This window comes from Streptomyces sp. NPDC094448 (assembly GCF_044763775.1).
Classification (GTDB): domain Bacteria; phylum Actinomycetota; class Actinomycetes; order Streptomycetales; family Streptomycetaceae; genus Streptomyces.
In genome coordinates, this window is the sequence record NZ_JBIWGU010000005.1 from 367612 (window position 1) to 393967 (window position 26356).

Genomic DNA, 26356 nt, shown 5'->3' on the forward strand with positions numbered 1-26356 from the left:
CGGGAGACACCGGGAGAGACCGGGAGAGACCGGAAGAGACCGGGAGAGACCGGGAGCGAGGGGGCACAACCGCGGCCGCCCCGCGCGGGCGACCGCGCCCCAGGGAGGAGAGAGACGATGCTCGACCACCTCGTCCGGTCCGCGACCGTCGTGGACGGCACCGGAACGAGCGCGTACCCCGCCGACGTCGGACTCCGGAACGGCCGGATCGCCGTCGTCGCCCCGCCGGGCACCGTCACCGAGGCGGCCCGCACCACGGAGGACGCCGCCGGTCTGGTGCTCGCCCCCGGCTTCGTCGACCCGCACACCCACTACGACGCCCAGCTCTTCTGGGACCCCTACGCCACCCCGTCCCTCAACCACGGCGTCACCACCGTCGCCGGCGGCAACTGCGGTTTCACCCTCGCCCCCCTCCACCCCGGCCGTCCCGCCGACGCCGACTACACCCGGCGGATGATGGCCCGCGTCGAAGGCATGTCCCTGATCGCCCTGGAAGAGGGCGCGCCCTGGAACTGGCACACCTTCGGCGACTATCTCGACGCGCTGGACGGCCGGATCGCCGTCAACGCCGGATTCATGGTCGGCCACTGCGCGCTGCGGCGGTACGTCATGGGCGAGGCCGCGATCGGCGGCCGGCCCACCGCCGAACAGCTCACGGCGATGGTGGACCTGCTCCACGACGCCCTGCGCGCCGGTGCCTGGGGCCTGTCGACCACCCAGTCCGGCACCCACTCCGACGGCGACGGCAAACCCGTCGCCTCCCGCCACGCCCGCCCCGACGAACTCCTCGCGCTCTCCCGGGCCGTCGGCGAACACGAAGGGACCCAGCTGGAGGCGATCGTGGCCGGCTGCCTCGACCGCTTCAGCGACGAAGAGATCGACCTCTTCGTCGCCATGACCGCCGCGGCCGGACGCCCGCTCAACTGGAACGTCCTCACCGTCGACGCCGCCGTCCCGGACCGGGTGCCCCGCCAACTGCTGGCCAGTGAACGGGCCCGCGCCGCGGGCGGCCGGATCGTCGCCCTCACCATGCCGATCCTCGCCCCCATGAATATGTCCCTCGGCACCTTCTGCGCGCTCAACCTGATCCCCGGCTGGGGCGAGGTCCTCGGCCTCCCGGTGCCGGAGCGGATCGCGGCACTGCGCGATCCGGGGGTACGGGCGGAGCTGCTGCGCCGCGCCGAATCCCCGGAGGCGGGGGTGTTCCGGCGGCTCGCGGACTTCGCCCGGTACGTCATCGGGGACACGTACAGCACCGGGAACGAGGGGCTCAGCGGCCGGGTCGTCGCCGATATCGCCGCCGAACGCGCCCAGGACCCCTTCCACTGCCTGGTCGAGATCTGCGCCCGCGACGGACTGCGGACCGTGCTCTGGCCGATGCCCACCGACAACGACCCCGCCTCGTGGGAGCTGCGGCGCCGCACCTGGGAGCACGAGGACGTACTCCTCGGCGGCTCCGACGCGGGCGCCCATCTGGACCGGATGTGCGGGGCCCCGTACACCACCCGATTTATCGGGGACTGTCTGCGCGGGCGGAAGCTGGTGCCGCTGGAGACGGCGGTACGGATGCTCACCGACGATCCCGCGCGGCTCTTCGGGCTGCGCGGACGCGGCCGGATCGCCGAGGGCCACCACGCCGACCTCGTGCTCTTCGACCCCGAGCGGATCGACGCCGGGCCCGCGCGGCTCGTCCACGATCTGCCCGGCGGCAGCCCCCGGCTGGACTCGGAGGCGATCGGGGTGGTGTCGGTGCGGGTCAACGGGGTGGAGACGATCCGGGAGGACCGGGTGACCGGAGCCGTACCGGGAACCGTGCTGCGGTCGGGCCGGGACACGCGAACGGTGCCGACCCGGTGACCGGCTCGGCAGGCCGGGCGGGGACGGGCGGTTCCGCAGGCCGGGCGGGGACGGGCGGCTCGGATGGCCGGGCGGGGGAGGCCGGCGCCGACGGCCACGGACGGGCGCGCGGCACCGGCACCGGCACCGGCACCGGCGGCCGTGCGCGGGCCACCGGCACCGGTTCCGGCACCCGGGGGCGGGTACGGGCCACCGGCTCCGAGGCCCGGTCACCGGAGGGGCGGCTGTTTATCGGCGGGGAGTGGGTGGTGCCCGACGGCGGGCAGTACGCGATCATCGACCCGGCGAACGGGGAGACCGTCGGATCCGCGCCGGAGGCGAGCCGCGCCCAGGTGTACGACGCGGTCTCGGCCGCCCGGGACGCCTTCGGGCCCTGGTCGCGCACCCGCCCCGAGGAGCGCGCCCGGATCCTGGATACGGCCGCCGCGATCATCCAGCGGGACGCCGCGGAATCGGCGGAGCTGGCCCGGCGGGAGAGCGGGGCGACCACCGGGACCGCGCGGGCCATGCAGGTCGGCGTGGCCGCGGCCCGCTTCCGCCGCTATGCCAGGGGCGCTCTGGAACCGGTCGAACAGCCCCTGCCGCCGCAGCTCACCGCCGCCGGGCCGATGGGCGGCGGCGGGCTGCTGGGCGCGCTCGCGGTCCGCCGTCCGGTCGGCGTCGTCACCTGCATCACCTCCTACAACAACCCGTGGGCCAATCCGGCGGGCAAGGTCGCCCCGGCGCTGGCCATGGGCAACACGGTCGTCGTCAAACCCGCCCCGCAGGATCCGCTGTCGGTGTTCCGGCTGGCGGCGGCCCTGGCGGAGGCGGGGGTCCCGCCGGGCGTGGTGAACGTGGTCACCGGCTCGTCCCCGGAGACCGGGGAGGCGGCGGTCGACGCCGCCGGCGTCGACATGGTCAGCTTCACCGGCTCCACCGCCGTCGGCCGCCGGATCGCGGAGGTCTGCGGGCGCGGGATGAAACGCCAGCTGATGGAGCTGGGCGGCAAGGGCGCGGCCCTGGTCTTCGACGATGCCGACCTGGGCGCGGCGGTCGCCGGGATCGGGACGACGTTCTCCTTCTACAGCGGTCAGATCTGTACGGCCCCGACCCGGGTGCTCGCGCAGCGGGGCGTGTACGAACGGATCACCGGAATGCTGGCGGCGTACGCGGCGAAGCTGCCGGTCGGCGATCCGGCGGACCCGGCGACGGTCGTCGGCCCGCTGATCTCCGCCGCCCACCGGGACCGGGTGGAGTCCTATGTCGCACTGGGCCGCAAGGAGGGTGCCCGGCTGGTCACGGGCGGCGAACGCCCGACCGGCGGCGCCCTGGACCGGGGCTGCTATACGGCCCCGACGCTCTTCGCGGACTGTACGAGCGGGATGCGGGTGGTCCGGGAGGAGATCTTCGGGCCGGTGGTCGTGGTCCTCCCCTTCGATACGGAGGAGGAGGGCGTCGCCCTGGCGTCCGACAGCGACTACGGCCTGATCGACTACGTCTGGTCGGGCGACCCGGCGCGGGCGTTCCGGGTCGCGGGACTGCTGCGGTCGGGAGGGGTGGGAGTGAATACGGTCGCCCGCAATATGGAGGCGCCGTTCGGGGGCTTCCGGATGAGCGGAGTGGGCCGCGACGTGGGCTCGTACGCCCTGCACGCGTACAGCGAGATCCAGTCCCTGGTCTGGCCGGGGCGCTGAGCCCGGCCCGGGGCCTGCGGAGGCGGGGTGGCTCCCGGCCGGTGTTCGCTGAGGGCTCAGTGGAAAATTTCAAAAGGGGCAAAACGGGCAGGGCTGCGGTTATCGTATGCCGTAAAAACGCCGTCAGGCCTTACAAGCTGCGCTTGACGATCGTCATCAAGCTTTCATATGCAGGCAATGAACCAGACTCACCCCGGAAATCAAGGGTTCGATATCCGGACGGATGGCCTCCGGATGTGGAAACCGCAGCGTTTACCGTCCTGTCCATGACTCAGTTGGATGCCCGGCCGCAGGCCGGAGACACGGTAAGGGGCGCCGCCCCCGGCGGGGGCGGTGGCGTGCGCGGCAAAGGGCTCGGCGGAAACTCCGTCGGGCTGATGGGCAGCGCCGTCATCGGCATCTCCACCGTCGCGCCCGTCTACTGCCTCACCTCCACCCTCGGCTCCACCGCGGGCGAGGTCGGCCTCCAGATGCCCGCGGTCTTCCTGGCCGGCTTCCTGCCGATGCTGCTGGTCGCCTTCGCCTACCGTGAGCTGAACCGGGTCATGCCCGACTGCGGCACCTCCTTCACCTGGACGGTCAAGGCCTTCGGGCCCAAGATCGGCTGGATGTGCGGCTGGGGCCTGGTCGTCGCCACGATCATCGTGCTCTCCAACCTCGCCGGGGTCGCGACCTCCTTCTTCTGGCTGCTCGCGGGCGAGATCACCGGCAGCGATTCGGTGGCCGCGCTCAACGACAACAAGGCCGTCCACATCCTCACCGTCCTGGTCCTGATCGCGATTGCCACCGCGATCAGCTACCGGGGCATGACGGCCACCAAGAGCGTCCAGTACGCCCTGGTCGGGCTCCAGCTCCTGGTCCTCGCGATCTTCGTCGTGATGGCGCTCGGCAAGGCCGGGGATTTCGACACCTCCCTCTCCTTCTCCGCCGAGTGGCTGAACCCCTTCGCCATCGAGTCCTTCGCCGCCTTCACCGCCGGACTCTCCCTGTCGATCTTCATGTACTGGGGCTGGGACGCCTGTCTCAGCGCCAACGAGGAGACCACCGGCAGCGGTAAGACCCCCGGCCGGGCCGCGCTGATCGCGATGGTCGTCCTCGTCGGCTCGTACCTCGTCACCGGTGTCGTGGCCCAGATGGCGGTCGGCTCCGGGGAGACGGGCCTCGGCCTCGCCAACCCGGAGACCTCGGACAACGTCTTCGCCGTACTGGCCGGCCCGATCATGGGCACCGGTCTCGGCGTCCTGCTCTTCGTCGCGGTCCTCGCGTCCGCCGCCGCCAGCCTCCAGACCACGTTTATCCCGGTCGCCCGGACCGTGCTGGCGATGTCGGCGTACGAGGCGCTCCCGGCCTCCTTCTCGAAGGTCAATCCGCGCTTCAAGACCCCGGGCCTGGCGACCGTCGTGGCCGGTGTCGGCACCGGCGCCTTCTACACCGTCATGACGCTCCTCAGCGAGAACGTCCTCACGGACACCATCTACGCACTCGGCCTCATGATCTGCTTCTACTACTCGCTGACGGCCTTCGCCTGCGCCTGGTACTTCCGCAAGGAGATCTTCCGCACCGGCCGCGACTTCGTCTACAAGGGCCTCTTCCCGGTCCTCGGCGGACTGATGCTGGCCGCGGTCTTCGCCAAGACGCTGTACGACATGTGGGACCCGTCCTACAGCGGCTCCTCCGTCGGCGGCGTCGGCACGGTCTTCGTCATCGGCGTGGGTCTGCTCCTCCTCGGCCTGGTCATCATGCTGGTGATGCGGCGCACGAGCCCGGCGTTCTTCCGGGGCGAGGTCCTCAAGCGGGACACGCCCTCACTGGTGATCAACGACTGACGCACACCGCGGCGGGCACGCCGCGCCGGCGGAGACGGGCCGGGGCCGAGCGCCCCGGCCCGTCCGCGTACCCGGGCCCCGCCCGCGGTGTCCCGGCGTCCCGGTCCGCGCCATGAACGACTGTTCGGGTTCCGCCGCTGTGGGAAGGAAGAGGTACGGCACGGTATTGCCGTTGCCCAGTGGTGCCGCCGTGGCGGGCGGGGACGGGAACGGGCGCAGGAGCAGGGACAGGAACAGAAACAGGAACAGGCAAGGGAACAGGCAAGGGAACAGGGACAGGAACGGCGCACCGTACGGCCCGCCGCGGCGTCGCACACAGCCCGACCGTCGACCACGAAGGAGCTGGGATGCGCATCGCGGTGACCGCCGCCCTGACCGACGAGACGATCACACCGATCGGACTGGCGCAGGAGCTGGAGGAGCGCGGCTTCCACGGACTCTACGTACCCGAGCACACGCATATCCCCGTCGAGCGCGCCACCCCCTTCCCGTACGCCGCGGAGAGAGGTGAAGTCGCCCGCTGGTACGGGAGGCTGATCGACCCCTTCGTCGCCCTGTCCCAGGCCGCGGCCGTGACCTCCCGGCTGCACCTCGGCATCGGGGTCCTGCTGCTCGCCCAGCACGACCCCATCGTCGTCGCGAAACAGGCCGCCAGCCTGGACCATGTCTCCGGCGGCCGGTTCACCCTCGGCGTCGGCTACGGCTGGAACCGTGAGGAGGCCGCCGACCACGGCGTCGAATGGTCGAGCCGCCGGGAGCTGGTCCTGGACCGGATGCGCCTGATGCGGGCGCTCTGGGCGGACGAGCCCACCGGGTACCAGGGGGTGTTCGGCTCGGTGAGCGCGTCCTTCGCCCATCCGAAGCCGGTACGCGGCGGCGCCCCGCGGACCATGCTGGGCGGCGCGGCCGGGCCCAAGCTCTTCGCCCACATCGTGGAGTACGGGGACGGCTGGCTGCCCCTCCACGGCGCGGGCCTGCGGGAGACGCTGCCCGTCCTCCGTACCGCCTGGGAGGACGCCGGCCGCGACCCGGCCGCACTCCAGGTCGTGCCGTACGCGGTCACCCCCACGCCCGAGCGGATGGAGGCCTTCGCGGAACTGGGCATCGAGGAGGTCGTGATGCTGATGCCCGCGGAGGAGGGGGACGGGATGCTGCGGGCGCTCGACGGTTTCGCGCGCTATCTGGACTGAGGGGACGCGGGGTGCGGGGGGCCTTCCCGCACCCCGGGGCGCCCCCTTCAGCGGCGTACGAAGCGGGTGACGCAGACCCCGTTGTCGAACGCCGTCCGCTGGAGGACGTCGAAGGCCGTCGGATCGAAACCGCCGTCGAAGGCCGGGATCCCCGCACCGGCGACCACCGGATAGCTCTTGAAGACCAGCTCGTCGATCTCGGGCAGCAGCGTCCCCGCCAGCCTGCCGCCCCCGCAGAGCCAGATATCGAGGCCGCCTTCCTCCCGCTTGAGCTTCCGGACCAGGCCGAGTGGATCGTCCGGTACGACGGTGAGCGCCGGGTCGGTGGCGGGGTCGAGGGTGCTGGAGACGACGTACTGCCGCAGATGGGCGTACGGGCTGGTCATCCCCACCGCCAGGCCCGGCAGCCAGGTTCCGCGCCCCATGACGACGGTGTCGAAGGCGCGGTTCGGTGTGTCCGCGACGCCGGACGCCGCGCGGAAGGCCGTCGGAACCGTCTCCGGGTAGGCCGCGGACATCCAGGCGGTGTACGCGGCGCTCTGCTTCTCGTCGCCCTGCGGGAAGAAGTCGAACTCGCCGCCGGGGCCGGCGATACGGCCGTCGAGGGTCACGCCGACGTAGTACACGAGCTTTCGCATCTCGGTGGTCCTTCCGTAGTCCGTAGTACTCTGTCTGAAGTGGTCAGAACGTAGTACTACATATGGAGTGGTGTCAATGATGGGGAGTCCGGTGCGAAGCCCATGGTGAGAAGGAACGATGAACGGCGTGCCGCCCTCGTCGACGCCGCGATCGAGGTGCTGGCCCGCGAAGGAGCGCGGGGGCTGACGTTCCGGGCGGTGGACACCGAAGCCGGGGTCCCGAACGGGACCGCCTCCAACTACTTCGCCAACCGCGACGATCTGCTCACCCAGGCCGGGGCCCGGGTCTACGAGCGGTACCAGCCCGACGAGGCCACCGTCGCCAGGACGGAGACGGCCGGACGCGACCGGGAGACGTACGCGCGGCTGATGCGCGAACTCGTCGAACGCGTGGCATCCTTCCGCACCGGCTACCTCGCTCTCCTGGAGCTGAGGCTGGAGGCGGTCCGCCGTCCCGAACTGCGGAAGGTGCTCACCGAGCGGATCCGGGCCGATATCGAGGCCAACGTGGCCTACCACGAACAGTCGGGCCTGCCCGGGGACGCCACCGCCGTCCGGCTGCTGATCCCGGCCCTCAACTGGCTGATCCTCGAACAGCTGACGCTGCCGGACCTGTACTCGGCGGAGGAGCGGGACGCGCTGGTGACGGCGGCGGTGGAGCGGATCGTGGGCGCCGGCCCGGAGGGCGGTTAGGCCCTGTCCGGGCGATCTTGTCGGGCCCGCGACGACAGCTACGGCACTCCCCCTGGGCCTGGCGGCCCGGGTGGTACCCCCACGCTGCGTTGTCGGAGTCATCCAAGTACGTCCAGTACGAGGACGATCCTCCGCCTTGCGATGCACCGCATCTGACGCCGCGGGCTGATCCTCGAAGATCGCCCGGACAGGACCTAGGGGCCCGGGTGCGGCGCAGGGCCTCCCGGACCCTGCGCCGTTTCCGCCCGGCGGAACGCACCCCCGTCGCGTTCCGCCGGACTGGTCCGCTCATCCGCCGACGTACTCCGCGAGATGCTCGCCCGTCAGCGTCGAACGGGCCGCGACCAGCTCCGCCGGGGTGCCCTCGAAGACGACCTTTCCGCCGTCGTGACCGGCACCCGGCCCCAGATCCACGATCCAGTCCGCATGCGCCATCACCGCCTGGTGGTGCTCCACGACGATCACCGACTTCCCCGAGTCGACCAGCCGGTCCAGCAGCCCCAGCAACTGCTCCACATCGGCCAGATGGAGACCGGTCGTCGGCTCGTCGAGGACGTACACCCCGCCCTTGTCCGCCATATGCGTCGCCAGCTTCAGCCGCTGCCGCTCACCACCCGAGAGCGTGGTCAGCGGCTGCCCCAGGGTGAGGTACCCCAGCCCGACGTCCGAGAGCCGGCCCAGGATCCGGTGCGCCGCCGGGATATGCGCCTCGCCCCCGCCGCCGCCCGCGCCGCCGAAGAACTCCTCCGCCTCGGCCACCGGCATCGCCAGCACCTCGCTGATGTCCCGGCCGCCGAGCTTGTACTCCAGCACCGAGGCCTGGAACCGCCGCCCCTCGCAGTCCTCGCAGAGGACCGCGACCCCGGCCATCACCGCCAGATCCGTGTAGATCACGCCCGCGCCGCTGCAGGTCGGGCAGGCACCCTCCGAATTGGCGCTGAACAGCCCCGGCTTCACGCCGTTGACCTTCGCGAACGCCTTCCGGATCGGGTCCAGCAGACCGGTGTACGTCGCCGGATTGCTGCGCCGGGAACCGCGGATCGGGCTCTGGTCGACCGACACCACATCCGCACCGGCCGGAATCGACCCGTGGACCAGCGAACTCTTGCCCGACCCGGCGACTCCGGTGACGACCGTGAGCACGCCCAGCGGAAGATCGACGTCCACCTTCCGCAGATTGTTCGCCGTCGCGCCGCGGATCTCCAGCGCGCCGGTCGGCTTCCGTACGGACTCCTTGACCTTCGCCCGGTCGTCGAGATGGCGCCCGGTGACCGTACCGGCCGCCCGCAGGCCCTCCAGAGACCCCTCGTAGCAGACCGTGCCGCCCTCCGTACCGGCGCCGGGGCCGAGGTCGACGATATGGTCGGCGATCGCGATCAGCTCCGGCTTGTGCTCCACCACGAGCACCGTGTTGCCCTTGTCGCGCAGCCGCAGCAGCAGGCCGTTCATCCGCTGGACGTCATGGGGGTGCAGTCCGGCGGACGGCTCGTCGAAGACGTACGTCACATCCGTGAGCGACGAACCGAGGTGCCGGATCATCTTCACCCGCTGCGCCTCGCCGCCGGAGAGGGTGCCGGCGGGCCGGTCCAGCGCGAGATAGCCGAGCCCGATCTCCACGAAGGAGTCCAGGGTCCGCCGGAGCGCGGTGAGCAGCGGCGCCACCGACGGCTCCTTGAGGCCCCGCACCCACTCCGCCAGGTCGCTGATCTGCATTCCGCAGGCGTCGGCGATGCTGATCCGTTTGATCTTCGAGGACCGGGCGCCCTCGCTGAGCCGGGTCCCGTCGCAGTCGGGGCAGGCCGTGAAGGTGACGGCGCGCTCCACGAACTCGCGGATATGCGGCTGCATCGCCTCCTTGTCCTTCGACAGGAACGACTTCTGGATCTTGGGAATCAGGCCCTCGTAGGTGAGGTTGACGCCCTCCACCTTGACCTTCGTCGGCTCCCGGTAGAGGAAGTCCTGCATCTCGCGCTTGGTGAACTTCCGGATCGGCTTGTCCGGGTCCAGGAAACCGGACTCCGCGTACAGCCGTACGGTCCAGAAGCTGTCGGACTTCCAGCCCGGGATGGTGAACGCGCCCTCCGAGATCGACTTCGAGTCGTCGTACAGCTGCGAGAGGTCGATGTCCGAGACCGAGCCCCGGCCCTCGCAGCGGGGGCACATGCCGCCCGTGCGGTTGAAGGTCGCCTTCACCGTCCTCTGGTTGCCGCGCTCGACGGTGATCGCCCCGCTGGCCCGTACCGACGGCACATTGAAGGCGTAGGCGCTCGGCGGGCCGATATGCGGTTTGCCGAGCCGGCTGAAGAGGATCCGCAGCATGGCGTTGGCGTCGGTCGCGGTCCCGACCGTGGAGCGGGGGTCGGCGCCCATCCGCGCCTGGTCCACGATGATCGCCGTGGTCAGCCCGTCGAGCACATCGACCTCGGGGCGGCCGGGCGTCGGCATGAAGCCCTGGACGAAGGAGCTGTACGTCTCGTTGATCAGCCGCTGCGATTCGGCGGCGATCGTGTCGAAGACCAGGGAGCTTTTGCCGGACCCCGAAACGCCCGTGAACACCGTGAGCCGGCGTTTCGGGATCTCGATGCTGACGTCCTTGAGGTTGTTCTCACGGGCGCCGTGCACGCGGATCAGCTCATGGCTGTCGGCGGCGTGCGGGGCGGCGGGCGCGGCGGCGGGCCGCCGTGACCTGGCTGCCTTGGTCATGTCCATCTCCCTACGGGTCCGGGGCCGGGGCCGGGCCCGCGGGTGCGGCGTCCCAGTATCGCAACCCGTATCAATTCGTTCAAACAGTGACAATCTTGATCACGGGGTGGGGTTTCCGGGTGCTCCCCACGGTAGGCGAGCGGGGAGCCGCAGGGCTTCTCGAATCCTGACGGATCGCCTCCGGCGGGGGCGGTGGGCCCGGGGGGCGGGACCCGCACGGTCGCGGACGGGCCCCCGGCGTACCCAGCCGCCGGGGGCCGTCCCGCCCGGAGAGCGGGACGGCCCGTGCGGATCGGGCGGTCGGCTACTTCCCGGGAGCGGGCTCGACGGGCTCGAAGCAGAAGCCCGGCCGGTCGCCGCTCTTGCCCTTGGCCGCTGCCTTGCCGACCGGCTGGGTGGAGGTCTTCAGACCCTGCTCGCCGACGCCGGCGGACACGAAGGTCACGGAGGTCGGCGCCTTGCCACGGCCCGGGTCGTAGCAGAAGACCGGGTCCTCGCCACCGCCCGGTGTGCCGATCACCCTGACGGGCAGGCCGGTGCGCTCGCCGGTACGCGGGTCGACCACCTCGGCGGAGGCGCCGGAGCCGTTGCCCGAGTGCTGCACGGTGGCCGCGGGCGCGGGCTCCGTTGCGCCGGTGCTTCCGGCGCCGTTGGCCTGGGCGGCGCCGACGGCGGCGGTGATGCCCAGCAGAGCGGTGGCACCGATGATCACGGCCCGCTTGACGGTCTTGGACTGACGCACAGGATGTCCTTCCGGTCCGGCCACCGCTCGAACCGCGGTGGCGATGGGCCAAACCGTCGCAGGGGGCCTCTGAGGACACGCTGAAATCCTGAAGCGGGCTTCAGCGCGGACGCCGTTACCTGCGGCGATGGGGCAGGCTGCACCCCATGCGCATGCTGATGGTGGAAGACGACGCCCGCCTGGCGGCCCTGCTCCGCCAGGGGCTGGCCGGCGAGGGCTTCGAGGTGGACTGGGTCCCCGACGGGCGCCGGGGGCTGCGGCGCGCGCTGTCGGGAACGTACGACGTGATCGTGCTGGACGTGATGCTGCCGGGCCTCAACGGCTATGCCGTCTGCGCCAAGCTGCGCGCGGCGGGCAGCGGCACGCCGGTGCTGATGCTCACCGCCAAGGACGGGGAGTACGACCTGGCCGAGGGGCTGGAGACGGGTGCGGACGACTATCTGTCCAAACCCTTCTCCTTCGTGGTGCTCACCGCCCGTCTCAAGGCCTTGGTCCGCCGCTCCGGGCGCCGCGCGACCGCGGCGCTCCAGGTGGGGGATCTGCGCGTCGAGCCGCTGTCGCTGCGCTGCCGGCGCGGCCCGGACGAAGTCGTACTGACCGCCAAAGAATTCGCGGTACTGGCCTGCCTGGCCGAGCGGGCCGACGAGATCGTCACGAAGACCGAGATCGCGGAACGCGTATGGGACGAGTACTACGACGGCGACCTGAACATCGTGGAGGTGTACGTCAGCGCACTGCGCCGGAAGATCGACACACCGTTCGGACGCAGGAGCATCCGTACCGTCCGGGGCGCCGGCTACCGGCTCTCCTCCGAAGACTGAGGACCGATGGCCGTGTTCGCTTCTCTCCGGTGCCCGCGCCGCATCGGGCCGTCCACCGTACGGGGACGGATGACCCTCGCCGTGGCGGCGGTGCTGACCGTCGCGCTGGCCGCGGGGGCGGCGGTCCTGGTCGCCACCGTACGCGCGGACCTGTGGCAGTCGGCCCGCGACTCCTCACAGCGGCAGGCCGACCAGGCGGCGGCGCTGCTGGACCACGCGGGCAGGGACGGCGCCGGTACGTACACCGGTGACGGCATCGAGGTGAGCGAAGCCGTCGTGGAGCTGGTCCCGGTTCCGGACACCGCCCCCGGACCGTCCCCGGAGCCGAAGGCCACCGGGGGAACCACGGCGTACTCGTCCTCGGCGGACGGCCGCTACCTGGTCCGGAGCCCGGTCGACTTCACCGCCGCCCAGGACACCCTGCACGGCATGCTGGTCCTCCTGGCAGCCGGTGTGCTGCTGACCGCGCTGCTCGGGGCGCTGCTGACCTGGGTCACGGTGGGCCGGTCCCTGGCCCCGGTCGAGGCGCTGCGCCGCGAGGCCGCCGAGATCACCGCCAACGATCTGCACCGGCGTCTCCCGGTACCGGCGGTCCGGGACGAGATCTCCTGCCTGGCCACCACCCTCAACCACACCCTGGACCGCCTGGACCGTGCCGTGACCCGGCTGCGTACCTTCACCGGCGACGTCTCCCACGAACTGCGCAGTCCGCTCACCGTCCTCCGCACCCGCCTCGAACTCGCCCTGGCCCGCCCCGACAGCGCGAACTGGCCCCGGGTCGCCGCCGAAGCCCTCGAAGACACCGGCCGCCTCCAGGACCTCGTCGGCGACCTCCTGCTCCTGGCCCGGCTGGACGCCCACCACGAACCGCACCACCGGCGGGTCGACCTCACACTCCTCGCCCAGGACCTGGCCCGCGGGCCGGGCACCGGCCCGCCCCTGGACCTCGATGCCCCCGGCCCCGCGCCCGTACACGGCAACGCCGCCCAGCTGACCCGGCTGCTCACCAACCTGACGGAGAACGCCCGCCGCCACGCGGCCACCGGCGTCCGGATCCGGATCACCACCCAAGGCGACGGCGTGGTTCTGGAAGTCACCGACGACGGCCCCGGAATCCCGGCCGAGGACCGGGAGCGCGTCTTCGACCGCTTCACCCGCCTCGACGACGCCCGCACCCGCCGGGACGGCGGCACCGGCCTCGGCCTGGCCATCGCCCGCTCCATCGCCACCGCGCACGGCGGCACCCTCACCGCCCGAGCCCCCGGGAACACCTGGGGCGGCGCACGCCTGGTGCTGCGCCTGCCCAAGGCGCCGCCGTCGCCCCACTGACACCACCCCGGTCAGCACGACCGGGCCGGGCTATCGTGCGAGGCACTGTTCTCGCGAGGAGGCATTCGATGGGCGCTCGTTCGTTCATGCTGGCGGCACGGATACCGATGTCCCGGGACGGCTTCGACGAGTGGCTGAGGACGCCCCTGCCGGGCCTCGGCATCATCGAGAACCCGTCCGCGATGTACACCGGGTGGGCCGCGGACGGCACCGATCCGGACTGGGACCTGGCCGGAATCGCCGCCCACTACCCGCAGGCGGTGGCCGCGATCCGCGCCGACCGGGCCAAGACCCCCCGACAACTGCTCGCCCCGCGCGGCATGGACGGCGGCGACCTGCTGCGCCACCGTGACGAGGCGCTTGAGGTCTATCTGTACGACTACCACGGGGAGGCGACCAGCACCCAGACCCAGCTCCTGATGCTGGCCGGCGCGGGCCGTTTCGCACACCGCGGCACCGAGGCGCCGGTCCTGTACTGGGGCGGCGATCTCGACCCCGGCCTCCCGATGCCCGGCCACCAGCCCCTCGCGGTCCTGCTCGTCACCGGGGCCCGGGCCCGTTTCGTCGACACTTACTCACTCGACGAGCTGAACGCGGAACTGACGCCGGTCGAGGCGGACTTCCTCACCCTGACCGGCTATGGAGCCCCCGACAGGCCCGTCGGGGATTCGGCCGTCCTGTTCGACCCGGCCGTCTGCCGCGGCTGAGCCTTGCCGCCCCGGATCCTCGAAGCGGTCATGTCCGGCCAATCGGGTTCGGCACTCAACCATCTGAGTCCGCATCACATCTATCCGGGCGGAAACGTTCCGGTTGGTGCGCTCGACGGCTGGACGGCAGGCCCGGTCCGCCGGGGGGAGCCGTAGGATCGTTGCCCGCACCGCCGCGTACTGCACCGCCGCGTACTGCACCGCCCCGCACCGTGAACGAGCAGAACAGGCACAGACTCTTGGCCATCCACTTTCCTCCTGAGTGTGCCTGGTTGTTTGCGATTCTGACGGGTGAGGTTCCGCCGGACGGCGACGAGGACAAGCTGTTTGCCCTCGCCGAGGTGCACAACGATCTGCACGGGAAGCTGAATACGACGTTTCAGGCGATGGTCGCCGATGCGCTGGGCTATACGAAGCAGAATTTCGACGGTGATGCGGCGAAGATGTACCAGGAGGCGATGAAGGCCTTTCTGGGTGGTCAGGAGGGGCTGGACTACTTCAAGGCGGTCGGTGACCAGGCGCAGTTGGTCGCTGAGTTCACGCGGAAGTCGGCGACCCAGCTCCAGTACACGAAGTACATGATCATCGCGCAGTTGATTGCGCTGTTGATCGAGGCTGCGGTGGCGGCGGCGACGGCTTTCTTCTTCGGTGCGTCGATCGGTGCGTATCTGCAGAAGCAGGCGATTGTGCGGATGATCCTGAAGACGTGGATCGGCCGGATGATCGTGACGCTGCTGACGCATCAGGTCATCAACGTCGGTATGGGCGTGGCGATGGATTCCATGATCCAGTGGATTCAGCTGAACCAGGGGACGCGGGACGAGTGGGATACGGATCTCACGAAGAACGCGGCGCTGTCGGGGATGGTGCAGGGTCTGCTGGCGGGTCCGTTCAACGCGCTGGGCAACCGGTTCGGGAAGCTGCTGGCGAAGATGTTCGGGCTGGACTCGGGGCGGAATCTCGGCAACAAGATCGACGGTGTGGTGCCGCCGCCGAAGAACCGGCCGGAGGTGGAGGTGAAGGTGCCGGACGTGAAGCCCCCTTCCCCTTCCCCTTCTCCGTTGCCGAAGCCGAAGCCGAAGACCGAGACCGAGGTCCCGTCCCCGTCCCCCTCCCCTTCTCCGTCTCCGAAGCCGAAGGCTGAGGCGGAGGTCCCCGCTCCCGGGCCGAAGGAGGGTGCGGAGGTGCCGGAGCCCGGGCCGAAGCCGGGGGAGGGCAGGCCTGAGACGGAGAAGCCGGATGCCGGGCCCCCGGTCTCCTTCGGCCGGGACATGAGCGAGGCGTTCCGGAAGAACCTGCCGAACACCTACGGCCCGAACGGGGCGAAGGCGGGGGACAAGTTCGTGAAGGACGTGGGGGAGGTGTTCCGGCGCCAGTACGGGGACGGCGCGGTCGACGCGGGCCGGGACTGGGCGCGGGCGCTGCTGGAGAAGACGGGGACGCGGGAGCTGCCGGACGCGCTGGAGAAGGCGCTGGGGCCGATCGCGAAGGACCTGGGCCCGGATGCCATGAAGGTGCTGAGCCAGGGCGCGGCGGACTCGATGGGCCGCAGCATTATGCGGGAGATCGCCGAGGGCACCGGCCGGGGCATCTTCGAAGGCGCCCACGCGGCAGTGTCGGAGGGCATGTACAACCTGATCTTCTCCGACGAGCACACCTTCAAGACCTCCGGCCTGACCTTCGCTTCCGGTATGGCCGAAGGCCGCCTCGGGGCCATGATGGAAACCGGCGGCGAGAACCTCGCCATGGGCCTGCGCGGCAACCTGGGCATGGGAGCCCCGAGCTGGCTCACCGAAGGCACCGGCACACCTTCCGGCAGCGCTGGTACCGCGCCCGCGGGGGGCAACGGCGACACCGCGACCCTGTCCTCCGACGGCGACGACGGCGACACCATCTCCCTCATTCCCCTGGACGACGACGAGGACAGCGATACCGCCTCCCTCTCCTCCCTGGACGACGACGAGGACGGCGACACCGCCTCCATCGCCTCCCGGGACGCCGACTCCGTCATCGACGACGACTTCACCTACGACGGAGACGGCAGCGATCTCGCCCACCTCGACGTCGGTGACGGCAGCGTGCCGCCTCCCGTCACTACCGCACCCGTCCCCACCACCGGCTCTCCCTCACCCACCGCCCCCCAGACGCCCAACCAGCCCAACCAGCAGTCCACCCAGAACAGCCAGTCCACCCAGACCAACCAGTCGCCGAACCAGGCACCCCCACGCAACACCCCGGGCAACACCCCGGGCACCACCACCAACACCGAAACCGACGGACAGCAGCCGACCACCCTCTCCACCGAAAGCACCACACCCGACCAGGACCAGTCCCTCGACTCGGACCGGTCCACCCTGGTGGACGCCACCAACGACACGGAGTCGCTCAACCCTCCCCTCACGGAGAGCACCACGCCGGCGGAGGGCGGCGACTCCACCACCGAGGCACCGCGCGCGAACGACAACAGGCCCGAACCGGATTCCCGCTCCACCACGACACCGGCCACTGTGTCGAACGAGGACGTGCAGAAGAGCGAATCCGGCCGGGGGAACGCCGACAACACCTCCATGCCGCGGACGGTGGACGCCACCACCACGGAGACCATGTCCCAGCACACGTCTCCTCGGCCGGACAGTGCGTCGGAGACTGCGGCAGCCCGAACCGGCGAGCCCGGCTCGGAATCCGTCTCCCCTCCGCTTTTCCCTCCGAGCTTCAGCCCGCCGAAGAACGACCCCGACGAGGGGGCCGGCGCCCAGCACACCCGCGGGGCCTCGTCCGCTTCCGCGCTGCAGAGCAGTGACGGGGTGATGAGCCTGAAGCAGTTCCAGGACGCGACATCCACCACAGGGTTCCGGTCGAAGTCCGAGATCGGCAAGGTGGACGAGGCCCTCAGGCAGTTCAAGAGCCTCGGGAACGCCGGGGCGATGGACCAGCTGCTGGCCCTCAGCCGCATCGTTCGCGAGTGCGATTCCTATATCCACCACAAGGGCGACAAGGGCACTGTCAGCAATCGGGCCCTGGGTGTCCAGCGGCTCAGTGAGCAGGCGAAGGCGCAGAAGGCCCAGATGGCCTCCACCACGCTCTTCCGTGATCTGCTGGCCGAAACCGACCGAACGCTGGGCAGGGGAGAGAACCCGGACCTCGACAACCGTGTTCTGGGCAGTGAGGCCCAAGGGGTTGCCCGTGCCCTCACCGGCGATGAGTTCAAGACTCTGATGGACGGATACGTCGAGGATCTGAGGGTGCTCCAGCAAGATCCGGCACTGCCCGAGATCACCCGCAATATCATCCAAGAGCTGATGGACGTGGTGCCTCTGGTGACGGTGATGGAGTATCCGAAGACCGGCAACCCCGGGATGAAGCTGATACCAGGTGCACCTTCGACGTACTCGTTCAATGTCGACACCCAGGCCAGGGGCGGCACCTCCTTCCTCCTCGGCCATATGGCACATGAGTTCACCCATGTCGCTGCGCATCGGGCCTTCAGCAGTAGCGCGGTGATGGAGCTGGTGCGCTCCGACTCGACCGATCAACAGGTCAAGGAGCTGGCGGCAGAGCGCAAGCAGACGCTGGCAGCCCTGAACAGCGCCCGGGAAGACAATTCGGCGTTCGGGGATTTCCAGCAGAACATGCTCAAGGAGAAGCTGGTCTACGGCAGCCAGCCGTACAAGCTGGCACGGTACGCCACCAACTTCGGGGCGACGGGCAAGATCAGCCCCGATGAGAGGGCCCGCCTTGAGCGCTGGGACGAGGCGGCGGGGGATGCCTCCGGCACGCTGGTCGAGTACGACACCGTCCTCAATCAGATGCTGGTCTATCTGCACATGTGGGGGACCCCCCCGGAGAACACCTTCTATACGAGGCTGCGGGAAGCGGCCGAGACGGCTTACCAGCGCCGCGAATCCTCGCGCCGGGCCCCCGTCGGCCCCACGACGGTCCCCACCACCTCGGCAGCCGTCCCCTCACCCACGACGACCAACACCGGAACAACCCCGCATCAGGCGGATCCGGCCGCGCCGATCCACTCCGCCAGCGACGGCCCCCTGAGGACGAACTCCACACCGGCGTTCACTGCCCGCCTCACCCACGAGGCCGGGACCGTGCCCTCCACGCCCCAGGCGCCCGCCAGGACGCCCGTTCCTCCGACGGCTCAGCCCGTCGCCACGACCACCGCCGACTCCCAGCAGTCCGCGGGACCCGGCCGTGCCGCCCTCGCCTACCAGCTCCTCACCTCCTCCTCCCTCACCTCCCCCTCCTCCTCGATTCCCCCGGCCCCCACCCCGCCGCCCGTCCGCTCCCCGGACGAGTCGGCGCCTGCGCCGCTGCCGACGGGCAAGCGCCCCGCTCCGCCGGTGGACCCGTCGCTTCCCCGGGTGCCGGCCGGGCGGGTCGCCCGGCCCGCAACGGCGGAGGAACTGGCGGCATTCGGCGACGCCGCCTGGGCCAAGGTCAGCACCGAACGGTTCGACCCGGTCCGGGTCCAGTCCAACCAGCGGCGCGGATTGCTCGACGGGTCGGCGACGCTGATCCGGCATCAGGTGCGCCGAGAAGACCTCGGGGGCGACCGCGCCGTCCGCCACTTCCGGCTCGACCTGCCCTTCCGGCCGCTCAACGGCCTCGACGTGACCGATCTGAAGGCGTTGGAGACCCGGCTCCAGAACGTCCTCGACTCCACAGTGAACAGCGGCTACCAACTCCCTGCCTCCGGCGACCAGCTCCGCGTCACGCTCCGGTTCCGTCCGGATCCCAACAACGGCGAAGCCATCAGCCTCACCCGGAACCCGAAGCCGGACCGCGCCAACCAGATCCGCTGGGACCTCGGGCACGACGACGGCACGCTCGTCCATGAACTCCTGCACTACCTCGGACTCCCCGACGAGTACCTCGACACCCGGAACGGCCGGAAGTCCGAGAACCCCCATGTCTTCCGCAGCGACGAACGGCTCAGCGGCGTCCGGAGGGACGGCCTGATGGCCACCGCCGAACGGGCGGACCTCGACGCCCTGCCCGCCGACTACCTCAAGAGGATCGAAGAGGTCAGCGACACCGCGCTCATCCCCACCCACACACGGGAGTCTTCTCAGGAAGCGGCCCCGCCTCGGTCCTCCGACAACACCGACGGGCACAGTTCTCCGCCGCTTCATCCTGCGAGTGCGATCCCGCCCGAGGCCACTCCCAGACCTTCGGCAGCCCTTCCGCGAGAAGACCGGTGGACCCTGCGCCAGGGCGGCACCAGCCTCACGAGGCAGGCGGAGATCCTGACGGCCACCGCGGACCGGGCGGACCCCGGCGCCCTGCCCGCCGGCACTCCGACCCACCCCACGAGCGCCAGTCCCGAAAACAACGACGGCTCCGGCGTGGACCTCGGCGCCCAGCCGAAGCCGGACGACACCCGGACACTTCCGGAGCCCCCGCAGAAGCGGGCCCGTGACAGCAGCAGTACCGGTGACGACGATCGTGACCCGCCGCAACGGCCGAGGTTGTCCGGGGATTCACCCCCGGCCACTCAGGAGCCGCAGCCCGATGCACCGGTCGGCCCCGAGGCCGGTGCAGGAGACGTTTCCGACGGATCTCCTGCTGTCGGAAACTCCGGCGGACCTGTCACAAGAAAGCTCTCGGACATCCTCCCGGAGTCGGATTGGTGGAGGCTCTTCCTCGATCCGGTCCATCACGAAGAGGCGCAAGAGAAACACCCGGAAGACCCTGGTAGCTACTACGACAACGACCAGTCGCCCGGTTTCAGGGTCGGTATGCTCAAGGCATACAAGGAGGCTCTGGAGAACCCTGACTTTGTTCTTAATTCGCATACCTATGAGAGCCTCCATACCAAAGCAGTGGAGAATCTGACCAAGCCCCCGAAGAGAACGCAGGCATCTCCGGCGACGATGTTCCCGCTGCGTGCGAAGGAGATGAGTGAAGATACGGATAAGATGACGATTCTCGGGCGGAAGCTTCTGCTCGACTTCAAAAAGTACGACTGGAATCAGAAGGCGGACGCTCCGAAGCCGGTCTCCGTTCTCCGTATGCCGAGCCGCTTCGGCAACAGTGATGAGTTGATTACAACGAATTACAAGCCGGAGGAATGGTCGGATCTGCTGAATGCCATCTTCGCGGACTATGGCAAGGAGATCGATGCGGCAGTGGACGACCGGGCGAAAATGGCGGCGATTGCCAGAGTCGTCACCAAGCTTCAGATCATGCATCCGTTCGGCGATGGAAACCGCAGGCTGAATGTTCATGTTATTCTGCCGAGGCTGCTTCTGGAGAACAATTTCAGGCCCGTGATTTCTCCGGAAATGAAGCATATGTTCCAGGGTGGCACCGACGTCAAAAAGCAAGTGGACATCTTGATGCAGAGTCAGATCTAAGAACGCCTGACACAGTGAGTTGATCTGCCGGCGGGTGATCGGGCAGCAGGCGAGTTCGAGGAAGGCTTCATGGGTGGCGGCCCGTCGTTCCCGGCGGACGCGGAGTCGTATGGGATCGGGCCGGCGGGAGGCGCTGACGGTCGGCCGCCGGTCCGCTGCCGGTCCGGGGCGACAGCGCCCCATGGCACGGTGATGTGGCGCCGGTCATAGCGCCGCCGCGGCCCGCACTGCTGAGGTGGCCCGATGCGTCGTTCCCGTACCCCACTGCCCCTGGCCGCCGCCCTCTGCACGGGTGCCCTCCTGCTGAGTGGTTGCGGCACCGACACCGCTCCGGCCCGAGCGGGGGAGGAGCCGGAGAAGTGCCGGGAGGCGGGCCCGCCGATCGGAGAGGCGAAGGACGGCGTCAGGATCACCGGCACCGCGGGCCTCGGGGCGAGCACGCCCGGCTGTTCGTCCGGGGTGGCGTCCGTCGCCTTCGAGGTGACCAGTCCCAAGAAGGAGCCGTACGCCTACACCGTGACGTTCTCGGTGACGGACTCGGCCGGAAAGCCGTACGAGAGCGCCCCGGTAGTGGTGGCCTCCGTACCGGGCGGCGGCACCGTCAGGAGCAGTGCCACTGCCACCCCGGCGCCCGGCTCGGACATCCCCGGGACGGCCGGGGTGAAGATCCTCACGGTGCGGAGCGTCCCCGTGGACGAACTGGGCTCACCGCCCGGCCCCTGCCCCCGGTCCGGTGTGCGCGTGACGACGGACCAGGGGGAGGCGGCGATGGGGCTGCGGGCCGTCGGCGTACGGCTGGAGAACTGCGGCACCCGGCCGTACGCACTCGACGGTTATCCCCGGGTGACGCCCCTGGACGAGCAGCACCGGCCGCTCGACGGGATCCGGATGCTGCGCGGCGGCGCGGAGATCTCGTCCGGCCTCGGCACCGCGAGCCCGCGCCGGCTCAGCCTTGCTCCGGGCGAGGCGGCCCGGAGCAGTCTGATGTGGCGGAACAAGCACGAGGGCTTCGGCGAGGCGGCGAACGGGCCCTATGTACGGCTCGTAGCGAAGCCGGGCGCTGGTCCGGTGATGCTGATCCCCGAGCTGGACCTCGGGACCACCGGGAAGCTGGGTGTGGCCGCCTGGGAGAAAGAGCGGCGCTGACGGCTCCGTACCCTCACCGCCGCCGGGTCCCGGTGCCGAAGGCGGGGCGGACCGGCCGCCCCGCGCGCAGGGGAAGGGGGCTGCGCAGTCCGGCCGCGTACCGCCGGTACGCCCGCGCCTCGGGCGAGGTGCCATCGACCGCGTCAAGACGGTCGGGGAATGCCGCGCTTCCCGCGGTGAGTCCGCGCTCCGCCCCGAACAGGTTGCCCTGCAAACGGCCGGTGACCAGCCGGTGCCGGGTCAGCCGGGACCGGCCGGTCACCACCGGGCCGCGGTTGACCTGGAACCACACCTCGCGGTGGTTGCCGAACAGCAGGACGCTCTCGCGTAGTTCAAAGGCAGAACACGTCGATCTCAATATGACCCGCGGTCTTCAACGCCGCCGGTGTGCGCAAATGGGTGGCAAGCTGGAGCCCGGGAGCTGGACATGCTCCCGGGCTCCGTCACGTACCGGCCCGAAGGAAACCCGACGCGGGTGCGGTCCGGTGCCCCGGGGCCGTGCGGGTCCCGCAACTGCGGCGAGGCCCGGATGGCGATCTGCCGCTACGGCGTGGGGGCACCCGGCGCCGGGGCGCCCCCGCCCGCGCACGGCGTCAGAGGTCGATGTTCGGGCCCTGCGGGATCGCTCCGAGCACGATGTCACGCACCGACTGGATCTTGGTCCCGTCGAACTCGTACTTGGTGAAGGCCCGGCCCGTGATCCCCCGCTTCTGGCCGTTGTTGAGCAGCCAGACCGTGTCCGAGGACGGCGAAGTGATCAGATGGGCATCGTGGGTGAGATGCCCGCCGTACGGGATGTTGTAGAGGTCGTACAGCGTCACAATCTTCCAGTTCCCGAACAGGTTGTTGTACGTCCACATGTCGGGGACTCCGTGGCGCTTGCCGTCGATGACGACCCAGACGCCACTGGTTGTGTCGACGTTCTGCAGCCGGAGACCGTTGAGGCTGCCGTAGTCCTGCCGGGCCTGCGCGACGGTCATGGCCGCGGTGGTGCTCTTCGCCGGCTTCTCGGCGGCCCCGGCGGCGGGGGCCGTGAGGCCCAGCGGTACGGCCAGGATCAGGCTGATCGCGCCGACCGTGGCCCGTCGGCGTAAGGTGCCGGACATATGTCCTCCCCGTGAAATCCACGCAGGGGCGGCCGGGCCCGTCGTGGACCCGGCCCCTGCGGTGGTCGTTGACATGTCCCATGCTGGCGGTCCCGGTGTCCCGGGCACCTGAGGCAGCGGTCCCGTCCCGCCGGGAAGCTTCGGAAGCCCAGGGCCCGAGGGGGCCCGGGGGCCCGTACGAGCGCGGCCCGGACGAGCGGGGCGTGAGGGGGCCGGGGCCCGGACGAGCGGTCCGGCGCCGCGACCGGCCGCAGCGGGCAAATCCGGTTGCGGCGGCGGCCCGGCCCCTGGGACCGTGCCGTTCCCGCAACCGCGACGAGGCCTGGATGACGATCTACTTCTACGGCGCCGACGAAGTCCCGTACGGCTGCTTCTCCAACTTCTCCGCGCACGGACTGGAACTCGACGGGCAGGTGTGGCCGACCTCGGAGCATTACTTCCAGGCCCAGAAATTCATCGGCACCCGCCATGCGGATCTCGTCCGCCGGGCCCGTACGCCGCTGCGCGCCGCCGAGTTGGGGCGTGATCCGTCCCGGCCGCTGCGGCGGGACTGGGAGCGGGTCAAGGACGACGTGATGCGGCGGGCCGTGGCCGCCAAGTTCCGGGCGCACGCCGATATCCGCGGCATCCTGCTGTCCACCGGAGACCAGGAGATCGTCGAGGACACCGGCACCGACCACTACTGGGGCCGCGGCAGGACCGGGACCGGGAAGAACATGCTCGGCCGGATCCTGATGCGCACCCGCAGCCGGCTCCGTGCCGAAGAAGGGTGAAGGAGGGCAGGGCCGTTCCGGGAAGCGCAGGGGCCCGGGGCCTTAGGGTGCCGGGGACAGGCGTAGCGTCAGTGGGGGAGGGGCGTCGTGCTGCTGGGGTCGCGGGCCGGGTTCGGCCTGGAATTCCATCTCGAACGGGATCCCGGGCTGCTGTGCCTCGATATCTTCGTCGGCGGGCTCCATGTGAACTCCTGGGACAACGCGTTCTATCCACCCCTGCTGGTCAAGAAGCTCGGAGACGAGCTGCGGCGGTTCCGTAGACCGGCCGCGCCACCGGTGGGGTTCGGTTCGCCGTCCGAGGCCTTCCGTCTCGCGGAGGCGGTCTGGAGTTACGGCGACGCCGGTACCGGAGACGCGACCGGTGCCGAGTACGCGAACTGCGAGATCCTGGAATGGGGCGAGTGCACCGACGACGTGCTCGCGTTCGCCTTCCCCGACGGGGACCGAATCCATCTCGCCTGCCGGGTACTCGGCCAGACGGCTCCGCGGGCGTCGGCGGTGGTCTCGGTGAGCCGGGCTTCGTTCGTCGAGACGCTGGAGCGCGGCTTCGGCGTCGCCGAACGCGAGTGGGCGATCCGGCTTGCTGCCCTGAAGGCCGACAGAGAGGGGTGACGGGTGACGGCGGGGGCACGGCGTAAAGCCTCCGCTCCGGGGCCTTCTGCCCGGTCGGGCTGGGCCGGGATGAACACCCCTCCCGGTAAGGGAATATCCGGCGAACGCCCGGTAAACCGGACAGGTGGCGCCTGGTTTCAGCCCCGTTCGCCCCAGAAGCAACGCTTCGGCACGGGTGTCCCGTCCTTCTCGGTGACCATGCAGCACCACGAAGGGACACACCCCCCGTGCGCATCCCCACCGCCGGACGAGCCGCACTCGTCGTCTCCGCGGCCACCGCCCTGCTGACCACAGGCATTCTCGCTTCGCCCGTCCACGCCGCCGCTCCGCCGGCCGCCGATCTCCGGGCCGACGTCGACCGCAACGGCACCGTGGACACCACCGGCACCACCGACACCGCGGGCGAGGACACCTGGTCCACCGCCCGCGGCGCGGTCTTCCTGCCCAATATCGACGACGACACCAAACGCTGTCCGACCACCGGGCCGAAGGGCAAGAAGCTCTCCGACGCCCAGCTCGCGCGCTGCAACGACGCCGCCGACACCGTGATCAACGGGGCCGCCGACGCCGACGACCTCGCCCGGCTGCGTACCGTACCCGTCAGGAATCCGGCCAAGGGGGCGACCGGCGGGGTCCGGATCGTGACCGGGGCCGAGTACACCCGGCTCCACATCAAGAGGGCCGGGAAGTGGAGCCCCGTCACGCCCGGGACGAAGCTGACCGCCGCCGAGCTGCGCGCCGGAGTGGAGCTGGGCATCGAGGGCCGCGACATCATCCGCGACCGGGCCGTGTGGGACGGCCGGGCCGTCGTCCGGCTGACCGTCGTCTCCGGCGGGAAGAGCGCCACCGACGATGTCACCCTCCGGGTCGCCCCGCTGCTGACGCACCACCATGCCCAGAAGACCCAGCGGGTCCTGGTGACCCGGGTCAAGGGCAAGGACGCCGACTCCAAGGCCCAGCAGAAGTTCGTCCAGGACCTGGCGGGCCACAACCAGGCCGCCAAGCTGCCCGGGATGAAGATCCTCGACGGTGACGACGACATCTGGACCCAGGACTTCCTGGAACCCGGCTACACCAGCATGACGGGCCCCAGGGGGCGTCCCCAGGCGATACGGGTCATGATCCGCTCCGCCCAGTCGTGGCGGCCCGCGGGCCGCCAGGTCTTCACCCATCTGCGCGGACCCGGTGTCGGCGGGGTCCAGCTCCCCGGCGGCAGCCTGACCGACCCGTACGAGCCCACGCTCAACTCCATGGGCAACCTGGAGACCATCCCGCCGCACACCCACAACGGCAAGTCGTTCCCCGCCGGGCGGATCATCATGGGCGAGAACCGGCAGGAGCGGGCCAAGCCCGCCAAGTCGATGCGGACGATGCTCGCGTCGCAGGGCATGCAGAGCCCGCTGCTGCTGGACACCGGCTGGCTGCACGTCGGCCATGTCGACGAGTTCGTGCAGTTCCTGCCCGCGGACACGCCGCGCGGCTGGCGGATGGCGGTAGCCGACCCGGAGCTGGGGACGAAGCTGCTGAAGGACGCCCAGCAGGCCGGGCACGGCGGGACCCGGATGTTCTCCCGGCCCGAACGCAGCCGCTACCCCTCGCCGAAGGACAGCATCGACCAGGTGCTCGCCTCGAAGCAGCTCCGTGAGGACAACGGACTCGCCGCCCGGAAGATCGCGGAGAACGTCGAGGTCCTCAAGCGCGAGACCGGGATCACCGACGCCGAGATCGTCCGCGTCCCGGCCCTGTTCAGCCGCGCCGGCAAGTGGGGCGCCGAAGCCGGCCGCCTGTCCCGGCTGGGCGCGTCCCCCGGCGCGTCCGACAGCGCCCGCCGGCACGACCAGCGGAGCGCCGCCCTGCCCGCCGCCGCCCGGGAAGGCGCCGCGACCGCCCGCCGCTCCGCCGCGGCACCCGAGCCGACCAGCGCCTATGTGCCCGGCGCCGTAAACGGTCTGCTGCTCGGCAAGGACCGCTACCTGGCGCCCAAGCAGTGGGGTCCCGTCATCGGCGGCAAGGACATCTTCACCACCGCCGTCTCCGCCGCCTACAGCGGGGCCGGGATGAAGATCTCGTACATCGACGACTACTACCCGTACCACCTGGGCAGCGGCGAGGTGCACTGCGGCACCAACACCCTGCGCGACACCTCAGCCGCCTGGTGGCGCCGCTGAC

At 70.4% G+C, this 26356-nt stretch carries 18 protein-coding genes and 1 pseudogene; 13 read left to right on the top strand and 6 right to left on the bottom strand.

The window, feature by feature from the left end:
• The first annotated feature begins 117 nt into the window (after positions 1–117).
• The 4 genes from ACIQ9E_RS12650 (at position 118) to ACIQ9E_RS12665 (ending at position 6549) form a co-directional block, all read left to right on the top strand.
• Positions 118–1857 (top strand): amidohydrolase family protein, encoded by a 1740-nt coding sequence (locus ACIQ9E_RS12650; protein WP_403706082.1) that lies wholly within the window; start codon positions 118–120, stop codon positions 1855–1857.
• A 224-nt stretch (positions 1858–2081) separates the two neighbouring features.
• Positions 2082–3533 (top strand): aldehyde dehydrogenase family protein, encoded by a 1452-nt coding sequence (locus ACIQ9E_RS12655; RefSeq protein ID WP_403706253.1) that lies wholly within the window; start codon positions 2082–2084, stop codon positions 3531–3533.
• Between the two features lie 266 nt (positions 3534–3799).
• On the top strand, positions 3800–5359 hold the full coding sequence (locus ACIQ9E_RS12660; protein ID WP_403706084.1) for an APC family permease: 1560 nt from the start codon (positions 3800–3802) through the stop codon (positions 5357–5359).
• 347 nt (positions 5360–5706) lie between these two features.
• The gene (locus ACIQ9E_RS12665) at positions 5707–6549 is read left to right on the top strand and encodes a TIGR03619 family F420-dependent LLM class oxidoreductase (protein ID WP_403706086.1); all 843 of its coding nucleotides are present in this window, start codon (positions 5707–5709) and stop codon (positions 6547–6549) included.
• Positions 6550–6596: 47 nt separating this feature from the next.
• Here the strand turns inward: ACIQ9E_RS12665 and ACIQ9E_RS12670 are convergent, their stop codons facing one another.
• Entirely contained in the window at positions 6597–7187 is a 591-nt protein-coding gene (locus ACIQ9E_RS12670; protein ID WP_403706088.1) for a dihydrofolate reductase family protein, read from the bottom strand.
• 102 nt (positions 7188–7289) lie between these two features.
• Here ACIQ9E_RS12670 and ACIQ9E_RS12675 point away from each other — a divergent pair, with 102 nt between their 5' ends.
• Complete coding sequence (locus tag ACIQ9E_RS12675; protein WP_403706090.1) at positions 7290–7880, top strand: TetR/AcrR family transcriptional regulator; 591 nt, start codon at positions 7290–7292, stop codon at positions 7878–7880.
• A 288-nt stretch (positions 7881–8168) separates the two neighbouring features.
• Here the strand turns inward: ACIQ9E_RS12675 and ACIQ9E_RS12680 are convergent, their stop codons facing one another.
• A complete protein-coding gene (locus ACIQ9E_RS12680) occupies positions 8169–10583 on the bottom strand; it encodes an ATP-binding cassette domain-containing protein (protein ID WP_403706092.1) in 2415 nt (804 codons plus the stop codon).
• Between the two features lie 304 nt (positions 10584–10887).
• Positions 10888–11325: a hypothetical protein gene (locus ACIQ9E_RS12685; RefSeq protein WP_403706094.1), complete on the bottom strand. Its 438-nt coding sequence runs from the start codon at positions 11323–11325 to the stop codon at positions 10888–10890.
• A gap of 146 nt (positions 11326–11471) precedes the next feature.
• Here ACIQ9E_RS12685 and ACIQ9E_RS12690 point away from each other — a divergent pair, with 146 nt between their 5' ends.
• The 4 genes from ACIQ9E_RS12690 (at position 11472) to ACIQ9E_RS12705 (ending at position 20550) form a co-directional block, all read left to right on the top strand.
• Positions 11472–12146 carry a response regulator transcription factor gene (locus tag ACIQ9E_RS12690; protein WP_403706096.1) on the top strand — a complete coding sequence of 225 codons (675 nt, stop codon included), beginning with the start codon at positions 11472–11474 and terminating at the stop codon, positions 12144–12146.
• A gap of 69 nt (positions 12147–12215) precedes the next feature.
• Positions 12216–13475, top strand: a complete 1260-nt coding sequence (locus tag ACIQ9E_RS12695) for an ATP-binding protein (protein WP_403706098.1) — start codon at positions 12216–12218, stop codon at positions 13473–13475.
• Between the two features lie 68 nt (positions 13476–13543).
• A complete protein-coding gene (locus tag ACIQ9E_RS12700; RefSeq protein ID WP_403706100.1) occupies positions 13544–14182 on the top strand; it encodes a hypothetical protein in 639 nt (212 codons plus the stop codon).
• 272 nt (positions 14183–14454) lie between these two features.
• Entirely contained in the window at positions 14455–20550 is a 6096-nt protein-coding gene (locus tag ACIQ9E_RS12705; RefSeq protein WP_403706102.1) for a hypothetical protein, read from the top strand.
• Between the two features lie 12 nt (positions 20551–20562).
• On the opposite strand, the pseudogene ACIQ9E_RS12710 reads toward ACIQ9E_RS12705, so the two are convergent.
• Positions 20563–20658 (bottom strand): annotated as a pseudogene (locus ACIQ9E_RS12710) (IS5/IS1182 family transposase); the annotation flags it as partial.
• A 135-nt stretch (positions 20659–20793) separates the two neighbouring features.
• On the opposite strand from ACIQ9E_RS12710, the gene ACIQ9E_RS12715 reads away from it, so the two are divergent.
• Entirely contained in the window at positions 20794–21696 is a 903-nt protein-coding gene (locus ACIQ9E_RS12715) for a DUF4232 domain-containing protein (protein ID WP_403706103.1), read from the top strand.
• A gap of 13 nt (positions 21697–21709) precedes the next feature.
• Here the strand turns inward: ACIQ9E_RS12715 and ACIQ9E_RS12720 are convergent, their stop codons facing one another.
• Both ACIQ9E_RS12720 and ACIQ9E_RS12725 read right to left on the bottom strand, forming a co-directional pair.
• On the bottom strand, positions 21710–22054 hold the full coding sequence (locus ACIQ9E_RS12720; RefSeq protein WP_403706105.1) for a hypothetical protein: 345 nt from the start codon (positions 22052–22054) through the stop codon (positions 21710–21712).
• A gap of 235 nt (positions 22055–22289) precedes the next feature.
• Positions 22290–22802, bottom strand: coding sequence for a hypothetical protein (locus ACIQ9E_RS12725; protein WP_403706107.1), 513 nt, complete (start codon positions 22800–22802; stop codon positions 22290–22292).
• A gap of 326 nt (positions 22803–23128) precedes the next feature.
• On the opposite strand from ACIQ9E_RS12725, the gene ACIQ9E_RS12730 reads away from it, so the two are divergent.
• The 3 genes from ACIQ9E_RS12730 to ACIQ9E_RS12740 all read left to right on the top strand — a co-directional run bounded on the left by ACIQ9E_RS12730 (position 23129) and on the right by ACIQ9E_RS12740 (position 26355).
• Positions 23129–23575, top strand: a complete 447-nt coding sequence (locus ACIQ9E_RS12730; RefSeq protein ID WP_403706109.1) for an NADAR family protein — start codon at positions 23129–23131, stop codon at positions 23573–23575.
• A gap of 87 nt (positions 23576–23662) precedes the next feature.
• Positions 23663–24187 (top strand): hypothetical protein, encoded by a 525-nt coding sequence (locus ACIQ9E_RS12735; protein WP_403706110.1) that lies wholly within the window; start codon positions 23663–23665, stop codon positions 24185–24187.
• Positions 24188–24414: 227 nt separating this feature from the next.
• Entirely contained in the window at positions 24415–26355 is a 1941-nt protein-coding gene (locus ACIQ9E_RS12740; protein WP_403706112.1) for a protein-arginine deiminase domain-containing protein, read from the top strand.
• Position 26356 lies beyond the last annotated feature (1 nt).

What these genes read in the sequence shown, in the direction of transcription:
- ACIQ9E_RS12675 (WP_403706090.1), top strand. Translation starts at nt 7,290, where the DNA reads ATGGTGAGAAGGAACGATGAACGGCGTGCCGCCCTCGTCGACGCCGCG.
- ACIQ9E_RS12695 (WP_403706098.1), top strand. Translation starts at nt 12,216, where the DNA reads ATGACCCTCGCCGTGGCGGCGGTGCTGACCGTCGCGCTGGCCGCGGGG.
- ACIQ9E_RS12665 (WP_403706086.1), top strand. Translation starts at nt 5,707, where the DNA reads ATGCGCATCGCGGTGACCGCCGCCCTGACCGACGAGACGATCACACCG.
- ACIQ9E_RS12690 (WP_403706096.1), top strand. Translation starts at nt 11,472, where the DNA reads ATGCGCATGCTGATGGTGGAAGACGACGCCCGCCTGGCGGCCCTGCTC.
- ACIQ9E_RS12700 (WP_403706100.1), top strand. Translation starts at nt 13,544, where the DNA reads ATGGGCGCTCGTTCGTTCATGCTGGCGGCACGGATACCGATGTCCCGG.
- ACIQ9E_RS12725 (WP_403706107.1), bottom strand. Translation starts at nt 22,802, where the DNA reads ATGTCCGGCACCTTACGCCGACGGGCCACGGTCGGCGCGATCAGCCTG.
- ACIQ9E_RS12715 (WP_403706103.1), top strand. Translation starts at nt 20,794, where the DNA reads ATGCGTCGTTCCCGTACCCCACTGCCCCTGGCCGCCGCCCTCTGCACG.
- ACIQ9E_RS12650 (WP_403706082.1), top strand. Translation starts at nt 118, where the DNA reads ATGCTCGACCACCTCGTCCGGTCCGCGACCGTCGTGGACGGCACCGGA.
- ACIQ9E_RS12660 (WP_403706084.1), top strand. Translation starts at nt 3,800, where the DNA reads ATGACTCAGTTGGATGCCCGGCCGCAGGCCGGAGACACGGTAAGGGGC.
- ACIQ9E_RS12670 (WP_403706088.1), bottom strand. Translation starts at nt 7,187, where the DNA reads ATGCGAAAGCTCGTGTACTACGTCGGCGTGACCCTCGACGGCCGTATC.
- ACIQ9E_RS12730 (WP_403706109.1), top strand. Translation starts at nt 23,129, where the DNA reads ATGACGATCTACTTCTACGGCGCCGACGAAGTCCCGTACGGCTGCTTC.
- ACIQ9E_RS12680 (WP_403706092.1), bottom strand. Translation starts at nt 10,583, where the DNA reads ATGACCAAGGCAGCCAGGTCACGGCGGCCCGCCGCCGCGCCCGCCGCC.